Below are 19,213 nucleotides of genomic sequence, written 5' to 3'. Positions count from 1 at the left end.
AAAAAATAAACAATATATTCAACTTATTTTTATTATTAAATAATATATTTTCAACTTTTTTAAAAAATAAAAGGTTTATTTTCTAAAGCAATATCAAATACTTCTGTTATATTTTTGACAGGATGTATTAATAAACCTGAAATAATATTTTTTGGTATTTCTTCTAAATCTCGCTTATTTTCATGAGGAATTAATACTTTTTTTACTCCGCCGCGATGAGCAGCTAACAATTTTTCTTTCAGTCCACCTATGGTTAGTACTTCACCTCGTAGAGTAATTTCTCCGGTCATCGCAACATCAGCACGAACAGGATTTTTTGTAAGAGATGAAACAATAGCTGTACACATTGCTATGCCTGCACTAGGTCCATCTTTTGGAGTAGCGCCTTCTGGAACGTGGACGTGTATGTCATGTTTCTCGTAAAAATCTTTTTTTATTCCTAGTTTTTTTGCCTGAGCTCTGACTACCGTTAAAGCTGCTTGAATAGATTCCTTCATTACCTCGCCTAGAGATCCAGTATAGGTAAGCTTTCCTTTTCCAGATACGCAAGTAGTTTCGATTGTAAGTAAATCACCACCAGCTTCTGTCCAAGCCAACCCTATTACTTGTCCAATTTGATTTTTATCTCCTGACTTACCATAGTCAAATCTTTGAACACCAAGATATTTTTTTAGGTTATTACAGGTGACTTTAACTTTTTTTAGTGATTTATTAAGTACTAAATTTTTGACCGTTTTACGACATATTTTGGATAGCTCTCTTTCAAGATTTCTTACTCCTGCTTCTCTCGTATAATAACGAATAATATTCATAATGGCATTATCTGATATTTTCAGTTCTTTTGAATTCAAAGCATTTTCTTGTATTTGTTTTGGTTTTAAATATGCCTTAGCTATATTTAACTTTTCATTTTCTGTGTATCCAGAAAGATAAATTATTTCCATTCTATCAAGTAAAGGTGCAGGAATATTAATAGAATTAGAAGTAGCTACAAACATCACATCAGAAAGATCGTAGTCTATTTCTAAATAATGATCATTAAAGGCAATATTTTGTTCTGGGTCTAATACTTCTAATAAAGCAGATGCAGGATCTACTCTGATATCACAGGACATTTTGTCTATTTCATCTAGCAAGAAAAGAGGATTTTTTACTCCTATTTTAGCCATTTTTTGAATTATCTTTCCAGGCATAGATCCAATATATGTGCGACGATGACCTCTTATTTCAGCTTCATCTCTTATACCACCTAAAGCCATTCTAATATATTTCCTTCCTGTTGCTTTAGCAATGGATTTTCCTAAAGAAGTTTTACCTACTCCAGGAGGACCTACTAAACATAAAATTGGTCCTTTTATTTTGCTAATTCTATTTTGTACAGCTAAATATTCTAGAATTCTTTCTTTAACTTTTTCTAATCCAAAATGGTCTTTATCTAGTGTTGCTTGAGCAATTTGAATGTTTTTTTTAATTTTACTTCTTAAATGCCAGGGTACTTGAATCATCCAATCTATATAGCTTCGAATAACAGTAGCTTCTGCGGACATAGGTGACATTAATCTCAATTTCTGTAATTCAGATTTAGTTTTTGTTTTTGCTTCTTTTGGCATTTTTGCAGCATTAATTTTCCTTTTTAAGACTTCATTTTCGTCAGGAGTTTCATCCATTTCTCCTAGTTCTTTTTGAATGGCTTTCATTTGTTCGTTGAGATAATATTCTCGTTGACTTTTCTCCATTTGTTTTTTTACGCGATTGCGTATTTTTTTTTCCACTTGCAACAAATCTATTTCTGATTCCATAATAGCCATTAAAAACTCTAATCTTTTATTAATGTTAGGGATTTCTAATATTGCTTGTTTATCAGATAATTTAAGAGGCATATGTGCAGCCATTGTGTCTGCTAGTCTGGCAGCATTATCGATATTATTAAGTGAATTTAATATTTCAGGTGGGATTTTTTTATTAAGTTGAATATATGATTCAAATTGATTAATAGTTGTTCGTACTAGTACTTTTTGTTCTTTATTATGGATTTTCGGAGTATTAATTAATTCTATTTCTGAAATAAAGTAATGTTCATTACTAGTTAATTTATTTATTTTTGCACGTTGTAACCCTTCTACTAGTACTTTAATAGTACCATCTGGCAATTTTAACATTTGTAAAATAGAAGCAATAGTTCCTACGGTGAATAAATCATCGACTTGTGGTTCATCTATTGATGCTTCTTTTTGTGAAACCAGCATAATTTTTTTATCTTGTGACATAGATGCTTCGATACATTTAATTGATTTTTCACGACCTACAAATAGCGGAATGACCATATGCGGATACACTACAACATCGCGTAATGGTAATACGGGAATTTCGATCTGTTCGGAAGATGTACGATTCATAAGTTTTTCTCTGAGTTTTATTTTTTCTTTTAGAGCTATATTTAATAATGGGTGAATGTAAATTTTATGGTATATGGTGAGTATATAGTAATAAATATTGGATATTCAATGATGCGTAATGAAAAAATGAAAGGGGTATTCCCCCTTTCTAATAAGATTACTAGGTATTTTTTATTTATGATTCATGAGGTATTTTCTCATGTATGATTATTATTTATCAGTAATGGTAATGTTATACCTTGTACTACTGATTTATTAATCACTATTTTTTTTATATTTCTCATAGAAGGTAATTCGTACATAGTGTCAAGTAAAATATTTTCAATAATTGAACGTAAACCTCGAGCTCCTATTTTTCTAGTTTTAGCTTTTTTTGCGATAGCTATAATTGCTTCGTCATGAAACTCTAATTCAACTCCTTCTAGTTTAAATAAAGTTTGGTATTGTTTTATTAAAGCATTTTTAGGTTCTTTTAGAATTTTAATCAGTGCTTCTTGATTTAATTCATTTAGAACACTAATAATAGGTAGTCGTCCTATAAATTCTGGAATTAATCCAAATTTAATTAAGTCTTCTGGTTTTATTTTTTCTAATAATTTTTTATTTTGATTTTTTTTATATTGGTTTTTTATAATTGCACCAAAACCAATACCAATATCTATTTCTGTTCTTTCGGAAATAACTTTATCTAAACCAGGAAACGTACCTCCACAAATAAATAGTATTTTGGATGTATCTACTTGCAAAAATTCTTGCTGAGGATGTTTCCTACCACCTTTAGGTGGAATTGATGCTATAGTTCCTTCTATTAATTTCAATAAAGCTTGTTGTACTCCTTCTCCAGATACATCTCTAGTAATAGAAGGATTATCTGATTTTCTTGATATTTTATCTATTTCATCTATGTAAATGATACCAATTTGAGCTTTTTTTATATTATAATTACACTTTTGTAATAGTTTTTGAATAATATTTTCTACGTCTTCTCCCACATATCCAGCTTCTGTTAAAGTAGTGGCATCAGCTATTGCAAAAGGTACATCTAGTAACTTCGCTAGTGTTTCTGCTAGCAAAGTTTTTCCGCTACCCGTCGGACCAATTAATAGTATATTGCTTTTTCCTAATTCAATATTATTATTATTGTTAATATAACTAATTTTTTTATAATGATTATAAACGGAAACTGATAATATTTTTTTTGTTTTATTTTGTCCAATTACGTAATTATCTAAGTGTTTTTTAATTATATGAGGAGTAGGTAAGGGTTTGATATCATTTTTTGCGGATGTATCTTTGATCTCTTCTTTGATAATATCATTACATAATGTAATACATTCATTACAAATATATACTGAAGGTCCAGCGATTAGTTTTAGTACTTTTTTTTGATCTTTCCCGCAAAAAGAACAGTATAGTAGCTTTTCAGTGTCGTTTTTTCTTTTATCAGACATGAATTAATCTCTTTTTTATATTATTAACTCTTTTACTTAAAACTATTATAGATTAAATTAATATTTAATATGTAATGTTATTGACAAATAAATTATATTATAGAAATAGATATTTTATTTTCGATGAGTCAATATTGAATCAACTAAACCATAATTGACTGCTTCTGATGCTGAAAGAAAATAATCCCTTTCAGTATCTTTATTTATCTTTTTAATAGAATTTCCAGTATGTAAAGCGATAATTTCGTTCATTCTTTTTTTTATTTTTATAATTTCATGAGCATGTATGATAATATCAGATGCCTGTCCTTGATATCCCCCTAAGGGTTGATGAATCATAACTCTAGAATTAGGTAAACAAAATCTTTTTCCTTTTTCTCCGGTTGCTAATAATAATGCACCCATTGAACACGCTTGACCCATACAAATAGTACTGATATTAGGTTTTACAAACTGCATAGTATCATAAATAGACATTCCTGCTGTAACAACTCCACCTGGAGAATTAATATATAAATTAATGTCTTTTTCAGGATTATCAGCTTCTAAAAATAACATTTGTGCTACAATAAGATTAGCGACATGATCTTCAATATTTCCTGTAATAAATATTATTCTTTCTTTTAAAAGACGCGAATAGATATCATAGGCACGCTCTCCTTTTGAATTTTTTTCTACGACAATAGGGATCAAATTCATATGATTTGTATTTTTTTTGTAAAACATGATGTGCTCCAAAAATATTTTTTTAAAATTAGCTTTCAGAATATTAAATAGTTTTAATTTTTATTTATTATATTGAATATATTTTTTAAAAAAAAATATATTTTTTGATACATAAAAACAAATATTGGATATAGTTTTATATATAAGTTTTATGTATCTAACATTATTAAATTTTTGCAGGATACTTTAATACATAAATATTTTTATATAATTATTTATAAATATTAAAATTATATACGTCATTATAGTAATTTTGGTTACAGTTAATTTTTAGTTTGATATTACTGATATTTTTATTATTTTATGTGTTAAAAATTTTTTAAAAGATGATATACTATTTTAATACACATGATCAGTAGTGCTAATATTTTTATTAATATACTTCTTTATTAAGAAGTGATAACTGAATTACTCAGTGTTGAATAAAATTGTGTTAATTTTTTATGTTATATGGCATATATTATGGATTTTATTTGAATATATTTTTTCTTTTTTATGAATATTAGAATCAATAGGATGAGATATATCAAATCTTACGTATTATGATTTGGCATTTTAAAATTAGTTTTTATAAAAAAATTATTTTAACATTATATAAATATCAATATTATTGTCATGATATTAAAATCAATTAATAATTTTTTATGTTATTTTTTTATATTTTAATTTTTAAAATACCTATATCGTCAATTAATATTAATTAAAAAATAATAAATTAATAAAAATAATAAATAAGAAAAATATGACTTGAAGATTAATAGAAATACATAAAGATCATTATTCTAATGATCTTTATGTATATTACTTTTTTTTATACAATTAGGCGATATAATATCATTATTTTTTACATTTAAAAATTCAGATTTTGTATAAGTATGCAATGATATTGCATGAATATTGTATTTATAAATTATATTTAATAATAAATTATAAATTATTTTATGTCTAATGGTTAAACTTTTCTCAGTAAATTCATCGCTAATAACTGTAATATTAAAATGACTTGATTGTCTATTTAAAAATTTATGTTTTTTACTTTCATCATATATAATAATATTTTTTTTACCAAATCTCTTGTTTAATTCTTTTAGTATTTTATACTTTATCATATTTTTTTCTTATTGTTTTTTAATTAGTTATGTTGTTTAACATGTGTATGTTAGTTTTAATTTATTGTTTCTAACATATTTTATAAAAAATAATTATATTTAATGATAATTAAAAATTATAATTTTATATTGAAATTATTATGAGTATTAAATGGATGGTATATATTTTAAGATATTATTTATACATAAAATATATGAAAACACTTTATAGTAATATTGATATCGCAATTGTCAATATTTTATAAGATATTATTATTTTTTTTAAAAATATAATTTACATACTAGTATTTTTCATTGAGGTTCTCAAATAAACAGTAATGAAAACAAAAAAAATTTTTTGGATTTTATTATTAATTAGTTCTTTTTTATTTTTAAGTGGTTGTCAAAGTTCTATATTGAATCCTAAAGGTTATGTATCAACGGAACAAAGTTACTTAATTTTAACTTCTTTTTTTATGATGTTACTGATAATTGTGCCAGTAATTTTTATGACTTTATTTTTCATATGGAAATATCGTTCATCAAATATAAATGCACAATATAGTCCAAATTGGGATAAATCTCATAGAATAGAAATTCTAATTTGGACTATTCCTATTTTAATTATTTTCTTTCTTGCCTACCTATCCTGGATATCTACTTATAAACTAGAACCGAGTAAACCCATACATTCTTTAATAAAACCAATAGAAATAGATGTGGTAGCCTTAGATTGGAAATGGTTATTTATATATCCTGAATATGATATTGCTACTGTTAATGAAGTGTCATTTCCTATTGAGACACCTATAATATTTCGAGTGACTTCAAATTCAGTCATGAATTCTTTTTTTATTCCTGCTCTCGGAAGTCAAATATATGCAATGGCAGGGATGCAAACCAAGGTATATTTATTAGCTAATGAATCGGGTAGTTATAAAGGATTTTCTGCTAACTATAGTGGATCTGGTTTCTCTGATATGAAATTTTCAGTTTTAGCTAGCAAAAATAGAGAATTATTTAATACATGGATAAAAAATATTAAAAAATCTCCTTATACATTAAATACTATGAAAATGTTTCATTATGTTGCTGAATCAAAAAATAAAGTTTTTGTTCAATATTTTTCTCATGTGAATAGAAATTTATTCTTGCAAATTATGAGTCAATTTAAAAAATAAATATTTTTTATATTAATTAAAAGTTAAAAATATACCATTATTAATGGTACATATTAAGTTTAAGGAAAAAATATGTTTGGCAAATTAACATTAGATGCTGTGCCATATAATGAACCTATTATTATGGTTACTTATTCTATTATTATTTTCATTATTTTATTTATTTCAGTTATATTAACTTATTTTAGAAAGTGGAAATACTTATGGTTAGAATGGTTAACTTCTGTTGATCATAAAAGAATCGCTGTAATGTATATTATTCTTTCATTTATTATGTTATTTCGTGGTTTTGTTGATGCAGTAATGATGCGTATTCAACAAGTTTTGGCATCATCTGGTCATGCTGGTTTTTTGCCTCCACATCATTATGATCAAATTTTTACTGCACATGGTGTAATTATGATTTTTTTTGTAGCTATGCCGTTAGTTATAGGTTTGATAAATTTAGTAGTTCCTTTACAAATTGGAGCTCGTGATGTTGCATTTCCTTTTCTTAATAATTTAAGTTTTTGGTTAACTGCTAGCTCTGCTATTTTGATTAATTTATCTTTAGGTATAGGTGAATTTGCGCAAACTGGTTGGTTAGCATATCCACCATTATCTGGTATTCAATATAGTCCAGGTGTTGGTGTTGATTATTGGATTTGGAGTATACAAATTTCTGGAATAGGAACAACTTTAACTGCTATTAATTTTTTAGTTACAATATTAAAAATGAGAGCATCAGGAATGACAATGTTTAAGATGCCGGTTTTTACATGGACAGCTTTATGTACCAATGTATTAATGCTTGTATCTTTTCCAGTTTTAACTCTTACCCTGTTCTTACTAGCTTTGGATCGTTATCTAAGTTTTCATTTTTTTACTAATGAGCTAGGTGGTAACGTTATGATGTACATTAATTTAATTTGGATTTGGGGTCATCCTGAAGTATATATTTTAGTGCTACCGGTATTTGGTATATTTTCTGAAGTTGTATCTACTTTTTCTAAAAAATCTTTATTTGGGTATCATTCTCTTATTTGGGCAACAATTGTCATTACAATCTTATCATTTATTGTGTGGTTACATCATTTTTTTACTATGGGTGCAGGTGCTAATGTCAATTTATTTTTTGGTATTACAACGATGATTATAGCCATACCGACAGGAGTTAAAATATTTAATTGGTTGTTTACTATGTATGAAGGTCGTATTTACATGCATTCCTCTATGATGTGGACTATGGGATTTTTGATTACTTTTTCAATTGGTGGTATGACAGGGGTATTGCTGTCCTTACCGGCAGCAGATTTTGTATTACATAATAGTTTATTTTTAGTTGCCCATTTTCATAATGTTATCATAGGTGGTGTTGTTTTTGGTTGTTTTGCTGGAATTACATATTGGTTTCCAAAATTATTTGGATTTACTTTAGATGAAATTTGGGGTAAACGTGCATTTTGGTTTTGGTTTATAGGTTTTTTTATAGCTTTTATGCCACTATATTTTTTAGGTTTTATGGGTATGACTCGTCGTATCAGTCAAAATATTGATCCTGAATTTCATTTAATGTTACTTGTAGCAGCTTTCGGTGTATTTTTGATTATGATAGGAATAATCTGTCAAATTTTTCAGTTCTATACTTCTATTCGTAATTCACAAAATTATTTAGACTTGACAGGAGATCCATGGGAAGGACGTACATTAGAATGGTCAACATCTTCTCCACCACCTGTATATAATTTTGCTAAAATTCCTACAGTACATAGTAGAGATGAATTTTGGAGGATGAAAAAATCAAAAAAAAATAATTTAGAAGAAATTATTTATTCTAAAATTAGAATGCCTAAAAATACTGGTTTTGGTATCTTCATTAGTTTTTTTTCTTTATTGTTTGGATTTTCTGTAGTTTGGAATATGTGGTGGTTATCTTTTTTTTCTCTGGTATTTATTATTTATTTATTAATTTTAAAAAGTTTTAAACATGGTATTCATTATACAATATCTGCAGAACAAGTCGAAAAAATTGAAAATGAACGTTTAAAAAATTTAAATAAAGTAGGTTTGAAATGACAATCAATAATTCAATTAATACTATTAGTATAAGGAAAAAAAAATATGTGGATGATACAACAGGATTGAAAAAAATATTTGGTTTTTGGTTATACTTAGTTAGTGATTGTATTATTTTTGCAACAATGTTTTCTGTTTATTTTGTTATGGTTGATAATGTATCAGATGGTCCTATTGGAAAAGATATTTTTCAATTGTCTTTTTTAGTCTTAGAAACTATGTTGTTATTGTTTAGTACTGTTTTTTATGGAATGGTAAAGATTTTAGTACATAAAAAAAAATTAATGTATAGTATTATTGCTTTATTTATTACGTCTGTTTTTGGTTTAGGTTTTGTTATTTTAGAACTATTCGAATTTTATACTTTAATTATGAAAGATTACGGTCCTAATCGTAGTGGATTTTTATCTGCTTTTTTTACATTAATAGGACTTCATGGCATACATGTCTTTTTTGGTATTATTTGGATTTTAGTTATGATATCTCAGATTATAAAATTTGGTCTATCACGAATAATATGTATTCGTATCGCATGTCTTGGTTTGTTTTGGCATTTTTTAGATTTAGTATGGATTTGTATATTTACTTTTGTATATTTAATCGGTATTGTCTAATATTAGGTAATGAAAAAGTCTGCTATGAAAAATATAATTAAATACTATGTATTAGGATGTATGTTTTCTTTTATTTTAACAGTATTACCATTTCTATTAGTTTCAACAAATTGTTTTGATAAATCGGAACTTTATTTTATAATTAGCTTTTGTGCTATAATGCAGATTGTTCTTCATTTTAAGTATTTTTTACATTTAAATACTTCCATTGAAAATAGATGGAATCTTATAGCAGTATTATTTTCTACTGTGATTATTTTTATTATTATTTTCGGTTCAAGTTGGATTATGTCGAATTTGAATTCTCATTTAATGAAAAATTAAATTATATTTTTTATGATACAATTATATTTCTTACGTTATTTAGAATTAATTAAACCAAAAATTATATTTGGTAATTTAATTTCTCTTATTGGTGCTTTTTTTTTAGCTTCTAAAGGAGATGTTAATTTTAGTTTATTGCTTTCAAGTATGATAGGGACATCATTGATAATTGCATCAGCTTGTATAATGAATAATATCATAGATAGAGATATAGATAAAAGAATGCAAAGAACTAAAAATAGAATTTTAGTAAAAAATATTTTTTCAATAAAAATGGTTTTCTATGTTTCTTTACTTCTTTTCATTATAGGAATGTGTATATTTTATTTTTTTGTAAATATTTTATCGATGTTACTTATTTTAATGGCTTTTTTTATATATGTGGTTGTGTATAGCATATACATGAAGAGGAATAGTATTTATTCTACTTTTATAGGTAGTGTATCAGGTTCTATTCCTCCGGTAGTAGGATATTGTTCTGTTGTTAATAATTTTGATATTTGTGCCTTTATTTTATTTTTAATGTTTATTTTTTGGCAAATTCCTCATTCTTATGCTATCGCTATTTGCTATTTTAATGATTATAAAAAAGAAAATATACCTGTACTACCTATATCTCGAGGTATCTTAGTAGCTAAATACTACATTATTTTATATATTTTATGTTTTATTGTTCTTTCATTAATGTTAACCATCATGGGTTATACTGGTTATAAATATTTTTTATGTTTACTGTTATTAGGATTGGCTTGGTTGTATTTAGGAATAAAAGGTTTGTATATTACAAATGATTTTATTTGGGCTCGTGAATTATTTTATTTTTCTATTATTTTAATTTTTATAACAAGTATTATGATATCTATAGATTTTATTCCTTAATATATAAATAGTTTTTTATTTTTACTAACGTATATTTTTTAAATAATTTTAGTTAATAAATTTTTCTATATAAAAGTATAGACTTTCTTTAAAAGATATAATGGTTTTATAAACATGATTTTGGTTTGGGAACACCAGCAATAGCACTAATTTTAACGATAGCGTTATCAGAAAAAAGTATAAATAAATATTGACTATTTATTTTTTTTTTATTTTTTTTTTCTATATAGGCTAATAACATTCTCATTGATGGTGTTATCTTAAATTTTACATAGAATTTTCGTACAATATATATAATTTCCCAATGTTGGGGGCTCATTTTAATAAATTTTTTTTTTGCAATTTGTTCACCTATATATTTATTCCATGTTTTATATTTTTCATTATTATTACTATGGTGTTTATTTTTTTTTTATGTGTATGTATCATGTTATATTATAGATATTAATTAATAGAAATGTAAAAATTATAAAATGAAAAAAAAAGAATTACAAGCTGTAATTGGATTATGTATTGTTTTAAGTTTACGTGTTTTAGGTGTGTTCATGATCCTTCCTGTTCTTAGTACTTATGGTTTATTTTTAGAACATGGAAATAAATTTTTAGTGGGTTTAGCCATTGGTGTTTATGGAATCACACAGTTATTATTTCAGATTCCATTTGGTTTTTTTTCAGATAAAATTGGCAGAAAATCAGTTATTTTATTTGGATTAATATTATTTTCTTTAGGAAGTTTAGTTTCTGCTATTACTCATTCTATATGGGGTTTAATAGTAGGTAGAGCATTACAAGGATCAGGTGCTATTTCTGCTACTTGTATGGCTTTTGTATCTGATTTAGTTGAAGAATTACATCTTACAAAAGTAATGGCTTTAATTGGTATTACTTATGGATTAACATTTGCACTGTCAATTATTGTTGGACCGATGATTATTAGTATATTTAACTTTAATGCTTTATTTTGGATTACTTGTTTTTTATCTTTTTTAGCTATTTTAATAACTTATTTTTTTATTCCGAATATTCGTATATTATCTAATGATTTTAACATACATAGTTTTAAAGATAGTATTATTAGTATAATAAACAATCATGATTTAATGAAATTGTATTTTGGTATTTTCATATTGCATATATTGCTGATGTTTAATTTTATTTTGTTACCTATACAATTAGAATTTTTAAAATTTACTTTAGAAAATTATTGGAAATTATATTTGATTATTATGTTTATTTCTTTTCTGTTTGTTATGGTATTTTTTTTAAGTTCTATAATAAAATCATGGACGATACCAATATTATTAATATCAAATATTTTACTTATTTTATCAGAGCTTATTTGTTATCACTTTATTTCTTCATTTTATATTTTCTTATTTGGTATTCAAATATTTTTCATAGCGTTTAATATTTTAGAATCTTTAATTCCATCTTTAGTAGGTAAAAAATCTTCTTTTAAATACAAAGGTACAGCTATGGGTACGTATTCCACGGCACAATTTTTAGGTATATCTTTTGGAGGAATATTAGGTGGATGGATATTTAGCGTATTTAATGTATTAGGTTTATTAATATGTGGATTAATAATTTCTATATTATGGTTTTTAGTTAGCTGTAGAATAAAGAATTAAGGTTAATTAAAAAATAGAATATTTTTAATATTATTTCATTTTTTGTTCAACTTATTAAACATCTTAATAAGATAGATTAATAAATATTAGAAATATATTGATCACGATAAAAATAAATAATTTTTTAAAAATAGAAAATACAGTTTTTTAGGGAAAATTAAAAAAATTTTTTAAATAAATATGCTATATTTTTTATTTCATTGATTTTAGATAAAAATATGAATATTTATTAACTAAAATAAATATTCATATTTTTTTATTAAAAATATTTTTATTATGAAAATAATGGTATATTTTAATACGGAGTTATTGATAGAATGAATAATTTTATAATTATGAATGATAAATATTTGTTATAAAAATTTGGTAATTTATTAATTCTATATTTAATACATATTTGATATATTAATAATTTTTTCTCTTAAAATTTTTTGCAATTTATTAGTAAATCTTATTAATTTTTTTAAATAGTATGTAGTATACGACTGTTTTCTTCGATTTATAGGTATTTTACTACTATTATAATAATGTTATATATAAAAAATATTTTTTCTTTATTTTTTAATATATTAAAAAATAAAAATTTATCTTATTTAAATTTTATCATGTAAAATATTACATATTTAGTATTAGATAAAATTTGTTTTTAATTGATAATTGAATATTTTTAGTACAGAAAAAAATATTACTATTGAAAATAGGGAAAATGTAAAGAGGATTAGTTCTATTTAAAGTAAGCACATGATATTTTTTATAGAATTTAGAATTATAAATAGTACTGTTGACGGTAATAGTAACGCGTAAATAATAGTAAAAAATAATATTAATTTTTTTAATTAAAGTTTAAAATAAAATTTATTTAATAAAATATTATTAGATCATAAATAAATACTCAATATTAAAAACAATATCAATAATTATAATTATTATATAGTATGATGATATATTAGTATATATATATCACAATTTTTTAAGTTATTAATATATTTTTTTAAAGTTTCTATTTTCCATATTTGATGTTAGTCATTATTATTAATATTTTGATTTATTTCTTTATAATAGAAAAAATTTAGAATTTTTTATGATGATATAGTATTATCTTAAAGGATAATGATATTAATAAAAATTAATTAAATTAGTGGGAATAGCATTCTATTTTAAACACTGATGTCTCTTAATTATTAATTTAATTAAATATAGTTTTTAGATTATTTTTTATTTTTACATGTTTTTTATTTTTTTAATGAAAATATGGTTAAATTAGAGATAAGTATGTTTTTATATAAAATTATTTTTTATTTTTGCAATATATTTCATATAAGTATTATAATTATTAGTAATAAAGTTAATGCTATAATTTTGCATTAGTAAATTTTTTTATAAAAAATTATCAATGTTTTTTATGATTCAATTAGTATACTATTTACGAATTAAAAGTTTAAAATAAATTAAAATTATATCATTACGAAAAAATTTGAGTAAGAATAATTATTTTTAAATATTCAGATTGATTTATATTGATTGAATTCAAAAAACAATATTTTATTAGTTTTTTATTAAATTAGTAAAATTTATATGTAAAATTAATAGGATAATTTTTCTTATTATATTTTAATTGATATAAAATATAATTTTATTAATTAATTTATTTTTTCAGGTAAAAAGAAAAGTTAAGAGAAATAATTAGTTAGATATAAGGTATAAAAATAATATTTTTACTTAATACAATAAAAAATATGTAAATATTTTATTTTCATATTTATTTTTTTTAAAAAATTATTTTTTTAATGAAATCTATTTATTTTTGTTAATTCTTAATTTCCATGCTGCTTTATCGAGCACACCATTAATAAATTTATGACTATCTTCAGCTCCGAAAGATTTAGCTAATTCTATACTTTCATTAATAGAAACTTTATAAGGAATATCTGATCTTTTTAATAATTCGTAAAAAGATAATCTTAGAATAGCTTTTTCTATTTGTCCTACTTCTTCTAATGTGCGAGACAAATAAGGTCTTATTAATTCATCTATCACTTGGCAGTGATTTACAATACCCATAATTAATTCATGAAAATAATTGATATCTATTTCTTTAATATTTTTTTCTTCTAAAAATTGAGAGACAATATAGCGAATATTATTTTTAGATATTTGCCAAGAATACAGTGCTTGTATGATACATTCACGAGCTTTTCTACGAGAATTTGGTTTCATATTCATTCCCTAATGGAATTTATATTATTGATGAAATTCAATTTTTGTTTTTATTATTTTTTTTGCATTTTTAAAATAAAACGTATATCAGGGCCTATTTTAGTCACATCTTTAAAAATAAATTTTGGTACTTTTTTTAAATCTAAATAATTCTCTAATAGACATAATGGTTTTGCATGATTACCTAATAATTTAGGTGCCATGTAAATAATTAATTCATCTATTATATTTAATTTAATTAATGATCCAGATAGAGAAGCTCCAGATTCTATCCATACATTATTAATATTATGTTTTCCTAAATATGAAAACAACTTCATTAAATTGATTTGATTATTATATTTAGGCATTACTAGTTGTGATACATTATCAGGCCAAATTTTTCTATCTTTTTTTAGTCTAGCTAACCAAATTTCTCCCATACTGGTGATGCATTTATGAAATGGTTGCACTTGGTTTTTACTATCTATAATAACCCGTATTGGTTGTTTTATTTTTTTGTTAAGTTTTAGAAAAAAATTTTTAGTTGTGCAATTTCGCACATTTAACAATGGATCATCAATTAATATTGTTTGACTACTGCTTAATATTACTCCAGATTTTTTTCTAAAATATTGTACATCTCTACGAGATTCAGCAGAAGTGATCCATTTACTATTTCCATTTTTTAATGCAGAACGTCCATCAAGAGAAACTCCTAATTTGAGTTGAATCCATGGTAATCCAGTTTTCATTCTTTTAAGAAATCCTTGATTAAGATTTTTAGCTTCCTTGGACAAAACTCCTATTTTTACTAATATTCCTGATTTTTTTAACCATTTTATTCCTTTCCCAGATACTTTTGGATTAGGATCTATAATGGCTATTACTACGCGTATTATTCCTGCTTGAATTAGTGAAAGACAGCAAGGAGGCGTCAGTCCAAAATGACTACAAGGTTCTAAAGTTACGTAAAGAGTAGCTCCTTTAGTTTTTCCTTTTGCCATAGATAAAGCATGTATTTCTGCATGAGATTCACCTGGTTTTTTATGCCATCCTGTTCCAATAATAATATTATTTTTTACGATAATACAGCCAACATTGGGATTAGGTGCTGTTGTAAATTCTCCTAATTTAGCTAAATTTATAGCTTTTTTCATATAGAAAATATCTTGCATAATTCCTTATTAATACTATGAGAAAAATTGAGATACTATTTTTATGGTAATTTGAAATTTTTTATAAAAAATAATAATGGAATAAAACTATTAATGTAATTTTTATTTTTTTTAAAGTAATTATGCTTTATTAAAGTAATATTTAATTTTTCTTAATTTTAAAATATATTAAGTTTTTTTATTTTTCTTAATTGTTTTGATGAAAGTATAGGGTACTTTATTTTACCAAAACATCGATTGAAAATATTTTTTGAGGTATTATAAAGCATAATTCTTCCCCCTTGTTTTAACGACCAATTTGAACATTTTTTAAAATGTAAATTTTTTTAACATATTAGAAATAGGTATTTTATTTAAAATAAAATCAGTTGTACATCGACTTGCATATTCAATATGGTTTAAATATCATAATAATGCATTAAAAATATCAATATCAGAGTTTTCGATAGTTTTTAAATCTATACTTTATAAAATTCGTGGATAATGATGCAAACATTTTTTATTAAATATTTATATATTTTATGTTAATAAATGTTTTTTGTAAAAATATAATCTACAGAAATGGTTTTTAATTTACTTTAACTTATATTAATTTTTCAATTTTTCTCTATTATAAAAAATTTATTCTTTACAATTTTATATCCAAGAATACGTATTATAATATTGAATACTCCTTGAGTAGCATCTTCTCTTATTCGTTTTATAGTATATTTTTTATTATTTTCTGGTAATCTATTATTAAAATTTTTTAACCATATAGTACAAATTTTAAGTAAGGTTAAATTTAATGTTATCTATTTAAATTGAGAACCAGTAGAAGATTAATCACTAAGGTTGACAGCTATAGCTGTATATCTTAAATATTTTGGTGCAATATTATTAGGTAAAAGAGAAATAACTTCTACAAGAGTATTAGTACTAATATAAATTATTTTTTATTTGATATTTTAATAATTTCATAATTATCTTTAATTACTGGTATTACATTTTTTATAAAAATATTTTTTATAATTTCCAATGTATTATAGATATATTTTAAAAAATTTTAAGAGGTAAAATAATTAATTAAATACATTAATAATATTTTTTAAAAATTTTAGTTATAATATTTAAATATTATTTTTATACCAATAAAATATATATATTTAATATAACTTGTTATAGATTTTTTTAAATTATTTTCTTAATAGTTTGAATTATATTTATCATTTCTAATGCACATAATGCTGCTTCAATACCTTTATTGCCCATTTTGGCTCCAGATCTTTCGATAGCTTGTTCTATATTATCAGTAGTCAGAATACCAAAAGAAATTGGAATGTTATTTTCTAAACTAATTCTTGCTAAACCGGAACTTACTTCATGAGCTATATGCATGAAATGAGAAGTATTACCTTTTATTATAGTTCCTAATGCGATAATAGCATCATATTTTTTTAAATTAGCTATATTTTTTGCAATTAGTGTTAATTCATAAGCACCGGGTACTTTTATGATAGAAATATTTTTTTCTTTTATTTGCCCTATTCTTTTTAGGGTATTAATTGCTCCGTTCAATAGATTTTGGTTAATAAATTCATTGAAACGTGAGATTATGATACTTATCAATGAATCTTGAGAAACTACTCCTTCTTCTATGAATATCATTTTTATCCTTATTAAAAAATATTGGTTTATCAATAATGAGTAATATAATAACATAAATTTTTACAAAATATTTATTTGTTGCTTACTGATCTTTAAACTAATTAATTAATATTAAAAATTGAATAATATTATTAATAGTTTTAAACTTAGTATCTACCATTTTAGTTCATAAATATTTTAATTCGAATATTAAAATGTACTCATAATTTTTATAAGATTAGTGGGTTAAAAGGATCTTATTCCAATTTCTGGATTAATATACTTTTCTTTAAAATGTTGATTAATATTGAGTATTATTAATTAATATGGTTAATATTGGTCATGAAAAATTTGATTTATTTAGAGAAAATATTTTATTAATAGGATATCTTGATATGATGGAATTGCATAATTGACAGATATATACATTTTTTAAGAACAGCAATTCTTAATAAAAATATTTATTAACTTTTTGAAAGCATAAAATATATAGATATTATCTATAATATTCTATACTTTATATTTTAATTATTTATTTTTATTTCGTTTCTATTGGTTAATATTATTGTTATACAGATATACAAAAATTATTTTTAGCGTTATTCTTTAATATTATATTTTATTTTTTCATAATTTATAAGTTTTTTATGAAATTTATATTTCAGTCTATGATCTTTTATTTTTATTTTTGTCTTTAATTTTTTATATTCTAAATATAAAATATCTTTAATTTATGAAGATTTTATTTTTTAAAATATTGTATATTTTATATATATTTCAATTTAGTATGAATGTATTTGTTATTTTTAATATTTTTGTATAATTTTTTAAAAAATATTATATTTTAAATATTATTTAAATATTTTTTTGGGTGAACATCCCATAAAATATTTTATGAGTTAATAATTAAAAAAAATTTTAATTAAAATTATTTTTTTAAAATATATATATTTTGATTAAAAAATAAACGATTAAGTAATAATTTTATGATTTTTAAAAAAAAAGGTTGCATGATAATTATAGAAGAGTATAGTAAATATATTAACGAACGCGGGATGGAGCAGTCTGGTAGCTCGTCGGGCTCATAACCCGAAGGTCGTCGGTTCAAATCCGGCTCCCGCAACCAATATCAAACAAATTTTAAGAATTAGTAAAAGGTTTAATATATAAATTTATTTTTTCTTAATTTATTTACTATTCATCATATAAAAAATATTTTTATTAAAAAATAAAAATATTTTTTCTTATTTTTTTATTTTAAAAAATTATTTTTATATACAAATATTCATAATATAATATACATTATTTTAATGTCAATGTAGATTAATTTACTATATTTATATATGATATAAATATTCTATTTATTTTTAAATATATTAATTGGTAATGAATCATTGATTAAAAAAATAAAATAGATTTTTATATGCAAGAAATCGGTACTGAATGAGTTTAAGTGTTGTTTCACATTATTCCTGATATTAATTCCCATCTTGGTAAAAGATTTTCGATTGTTTTAGGAAGAGAAATAATTGAGCTTATAAATTTTTTTGGTATATATTAATGATATAGAGTTTCATAAAATTTAGTGATTCGTTTAATTTTTATATGGAGGAAGTTCTCCAGTTAATAAGATTTTTTTTAAATCAAATATTTAACTAAAATATCATAAAAATAAATGGATTACAGATTATTAAAATTTTAAAATAGCTAAAAAAAGCTGGTTAATTACCGTTAGATATTACATATAGGTTTTATCAATTAGTTTAAGTAATACATCTCTTCAAGAAGCCAATATTCATATTTTTAATATAAATTTTATTATTTTCAACTTTTTGTTGTTGCTATGATGGTGTAGACTATTAATCTAG

13 protein-coding genes, 1 tRNA gene and 1 pseudogene are annotated in these 19,213 nt (G+C 23.1%); 7 read left to right on the top strand and 8 right to left on the bottom strand.

Going from position 1 to position 19,213, the window contains the following annotated elements:
• Positions 1-59: 59 nt before the first annotated feature.
• The 4 genes from lon to AB4W65_RS02030 all read right to left on the bottom strand — a co-directional run bounded on the left by lon (position 60) and on the right by AB4W65_RS02030 (position 5,682).
• Positions 60-2,396 carry an endopeptidase La gene (gene lon, locus AB4W65_RS02045; protein ID WP_367673497.1) on the bottom strand — a complete coding sequence of 779 codons (2,337 nt, stop codon included), beginning with the start codon at positions 2,394-2,396 and terminating at the stop codon, positions 60-62.
• 197 nt (positions 2,397-2,593) lie between these two features.
• On the bottom strand, positions 2,594-3,847 hold the full coding sequence (gene clpX / locus AB4W65_RS02040) for an ATP-dependent Clp protease ATP-binding subunit ClpX (protein WP_367673496.1): 1,254 nt from the start codon (positions 3,845-3,847) through the stop codon (positions 2,594-2,596).
• A 114-nt stretch (positions 3,848-3,961) separates the two neighbouring features.
• On the bottom strand, positions 3,962-4,573 hold the full coding sequence (gene clpP / locus AB4W65_RS02035) for an ATP-dependent Clp endopeptidase proteolytic subunit ClpP (protein ID WP_367673495.1): 612 nt from the start codon (positions 4,571-4,573) through the stop codon (positions 3,962-3,964).
• Positions 4,574-5,355: 782 nt separating this feature from the next.
• The gene (locus tag AB4W65_RS02030) at positions 5,356-5,682 is read right to left on the bottom strand and encodes a BolA family protein (protein ID WP_367673494.1); all 327 of its coding nucleotides are present in this window, start codon (positions 5,680-5,682) and stop codon (positions 5,356-5,358) included.
• Between the two features lie 317 nt (positions 5,683-5,999).
• Here AB4W65_RS02030 and cyoA point away from each other — a divergent pair, with 317 nt between their 5' ends.
• From cyoA to cyoE, 5 genes are all read left to right on the top strand, one after another.
• On the top strand, positions 6,000-6,842 hold the full coding sequence (cyoA, locus tag AB4W65_RS02025) for a ubiquinol oxidase subunit II (protein ID WP_367673493.1): 843 nt from the start codon (positions 6,000-6,002) through the stop codon (positions 6,840-6,842).
• A gap of 72 nt (positions 6,843-6,914) precedes the next feature.
• On the top strand, positions 6,915-8,897 hold the full coding sequence (gene cyoB / locus AB4W65_RS02020; RefSeq protein ID WP_367673492.1) for a cytochrome o ubiquinol oxidase subunit I: 1,983 nt from the start codon (positions 6,915-6,917) through the stop codon (positions 8,895-8,897).
• Positions 8,894-9,511, top strand: a complete 618-nt coding sequence (gene cyoC, locus AB4W65_RS02015; protein WP_367673491.1) for a cytochrome o ubiquinol oxidase subunit III — start codon at positions 8,894-8,896, stop codon at positions 9,509-9,511. The genes cyoB and cyoC overlap by 4 nt, the downstream gene beginning before the upstream one ends.
• Before the next feature lie 24 nt (positions 9,512-9,535).
• Entirely contained in the window at positions 9,536-9,835 is a 300-nt protein-coding gene (cyoD, locus tag AB4W65_RS02010) for a cytochrome o ubiquinol oxidase subunit IV (RefSeq protein ID WP_367673490.1), read from the top strand.
• A 12-nt stretch (positions 9,836-9,847) separates the two neighbouring features.
• A complete protein-coding gene (gene cyoE / locus AB4W65_RS02005) occupies positions 9,848-10,714 on the top strand; it encodes a heme o synthase (protein WP_367673489.1) in 867 nt (288 codons plus the stop codon).
• A 106-nt stretch (positions 10,715-10,820) separates the two neighbouring features.
• On the opposite strand, the pseudogene AB4W65_RS02000 reads toward cyoE, so the two are convergent.
• Positions 10,821-11,081: pseudogene (locus AB4W65_RS02000) on the bottom strand (TusE/DsrC/DsvC family sulfur relay protein); the annotation flags it as partial.
• A 106-nt stretch (positions 11,082-11,187) separates the two neighbouring features.
• On the opposite strand from AB4W65_RS02000, the gene AB4W65_RS01995 reads away from it, so the two are divergent.
• A complete protein-coding gene (locus tag AB4W65_RS01995; protein ID WP_367673488.1) occupies positions 11,188-12,345 on the top strand; it encodes an MFS transporter in 1,158 nt (385 codons plus the stop codon).
• A 1,794-nt stretch (positions 12,346-14,139) separates the two neighbouring features.
• Here AB4W65_RS01995 and nusB read toward each other — a convergent pair.
• The 3 genes from nusB to ribE all read right to left on the bottom strand — a co-directional run bounded on the left by nusB (position 14,140) and on the right by ribE (position 17,366).
• Positions 14,140-14,562: a transcription antitermination factor NusB gene (gene nusB / locus AB4W65_RS01990; RefSeq protein ID WP_367673487.1), complete on the bottom strand. Its 423-nt coding sequence runs from the start codon at positions 14,560-14,562 to the stop codon at positions 14,140-14,142.
• Positions 14,563-14,615: 53 nt separating this feature from the next.
• A complete protein-coding gene (ribD, locus tag AB4W65_RS01985; protein ID WP_367673486.1) occupies positions 14,616-15,719 on the bottom strand; it encodes a bifunctional diaminohydroxyphosphoribosylaminopyrimidine deaminase/5-amino-6-(5-phosphoribosylamino)uracil reductase RibD in 1,104 nt (367 codons plus the stop codon).
• Positions 15,720-16,889: 1,170 nt separating this feature from the next.
• Positions 16,890-17,366, bottom strand: coding sequence for a 6,7-dimethyl-8-ribityllumazine synthase (gene ribE / locus AB4W65_RS01980; protein WP_367673485.1), 477 nt, complete (start codon positions 17,364-17,366; stop codon positions 16,890-16,892).
• Between the two features lie 1,028 nt (positions 17,367-18,394).
• On the opposite strand from ribE, the gene AB4W65_RS01975 reads away from it, so the two are divergent.
• Positions 18,395-18,471 (top strand) — tRNA-Met (locus tag AB4W65_RS01975).
• Positions 18,472-19,213 lie beyond the last annotated feature (742 nt).

The sequence above is a fragment of the Buchnera aphidicola (Pemphigus populi) genome (assembly GCF_964058935.1).
Taxonomy (GTDB): Bacteria; Pseudomonadota; Gammaproteobacteria; order Enterobacterales; family Enterobacteriaceae; genus Buchnera_C; species Buchnera_C aphidicola_D.
The sequence above is the reverse complement of the archived record's forward strand: the minus strand, read 5'-3'. Positions and strand labels throughout refer to the sequence as shown.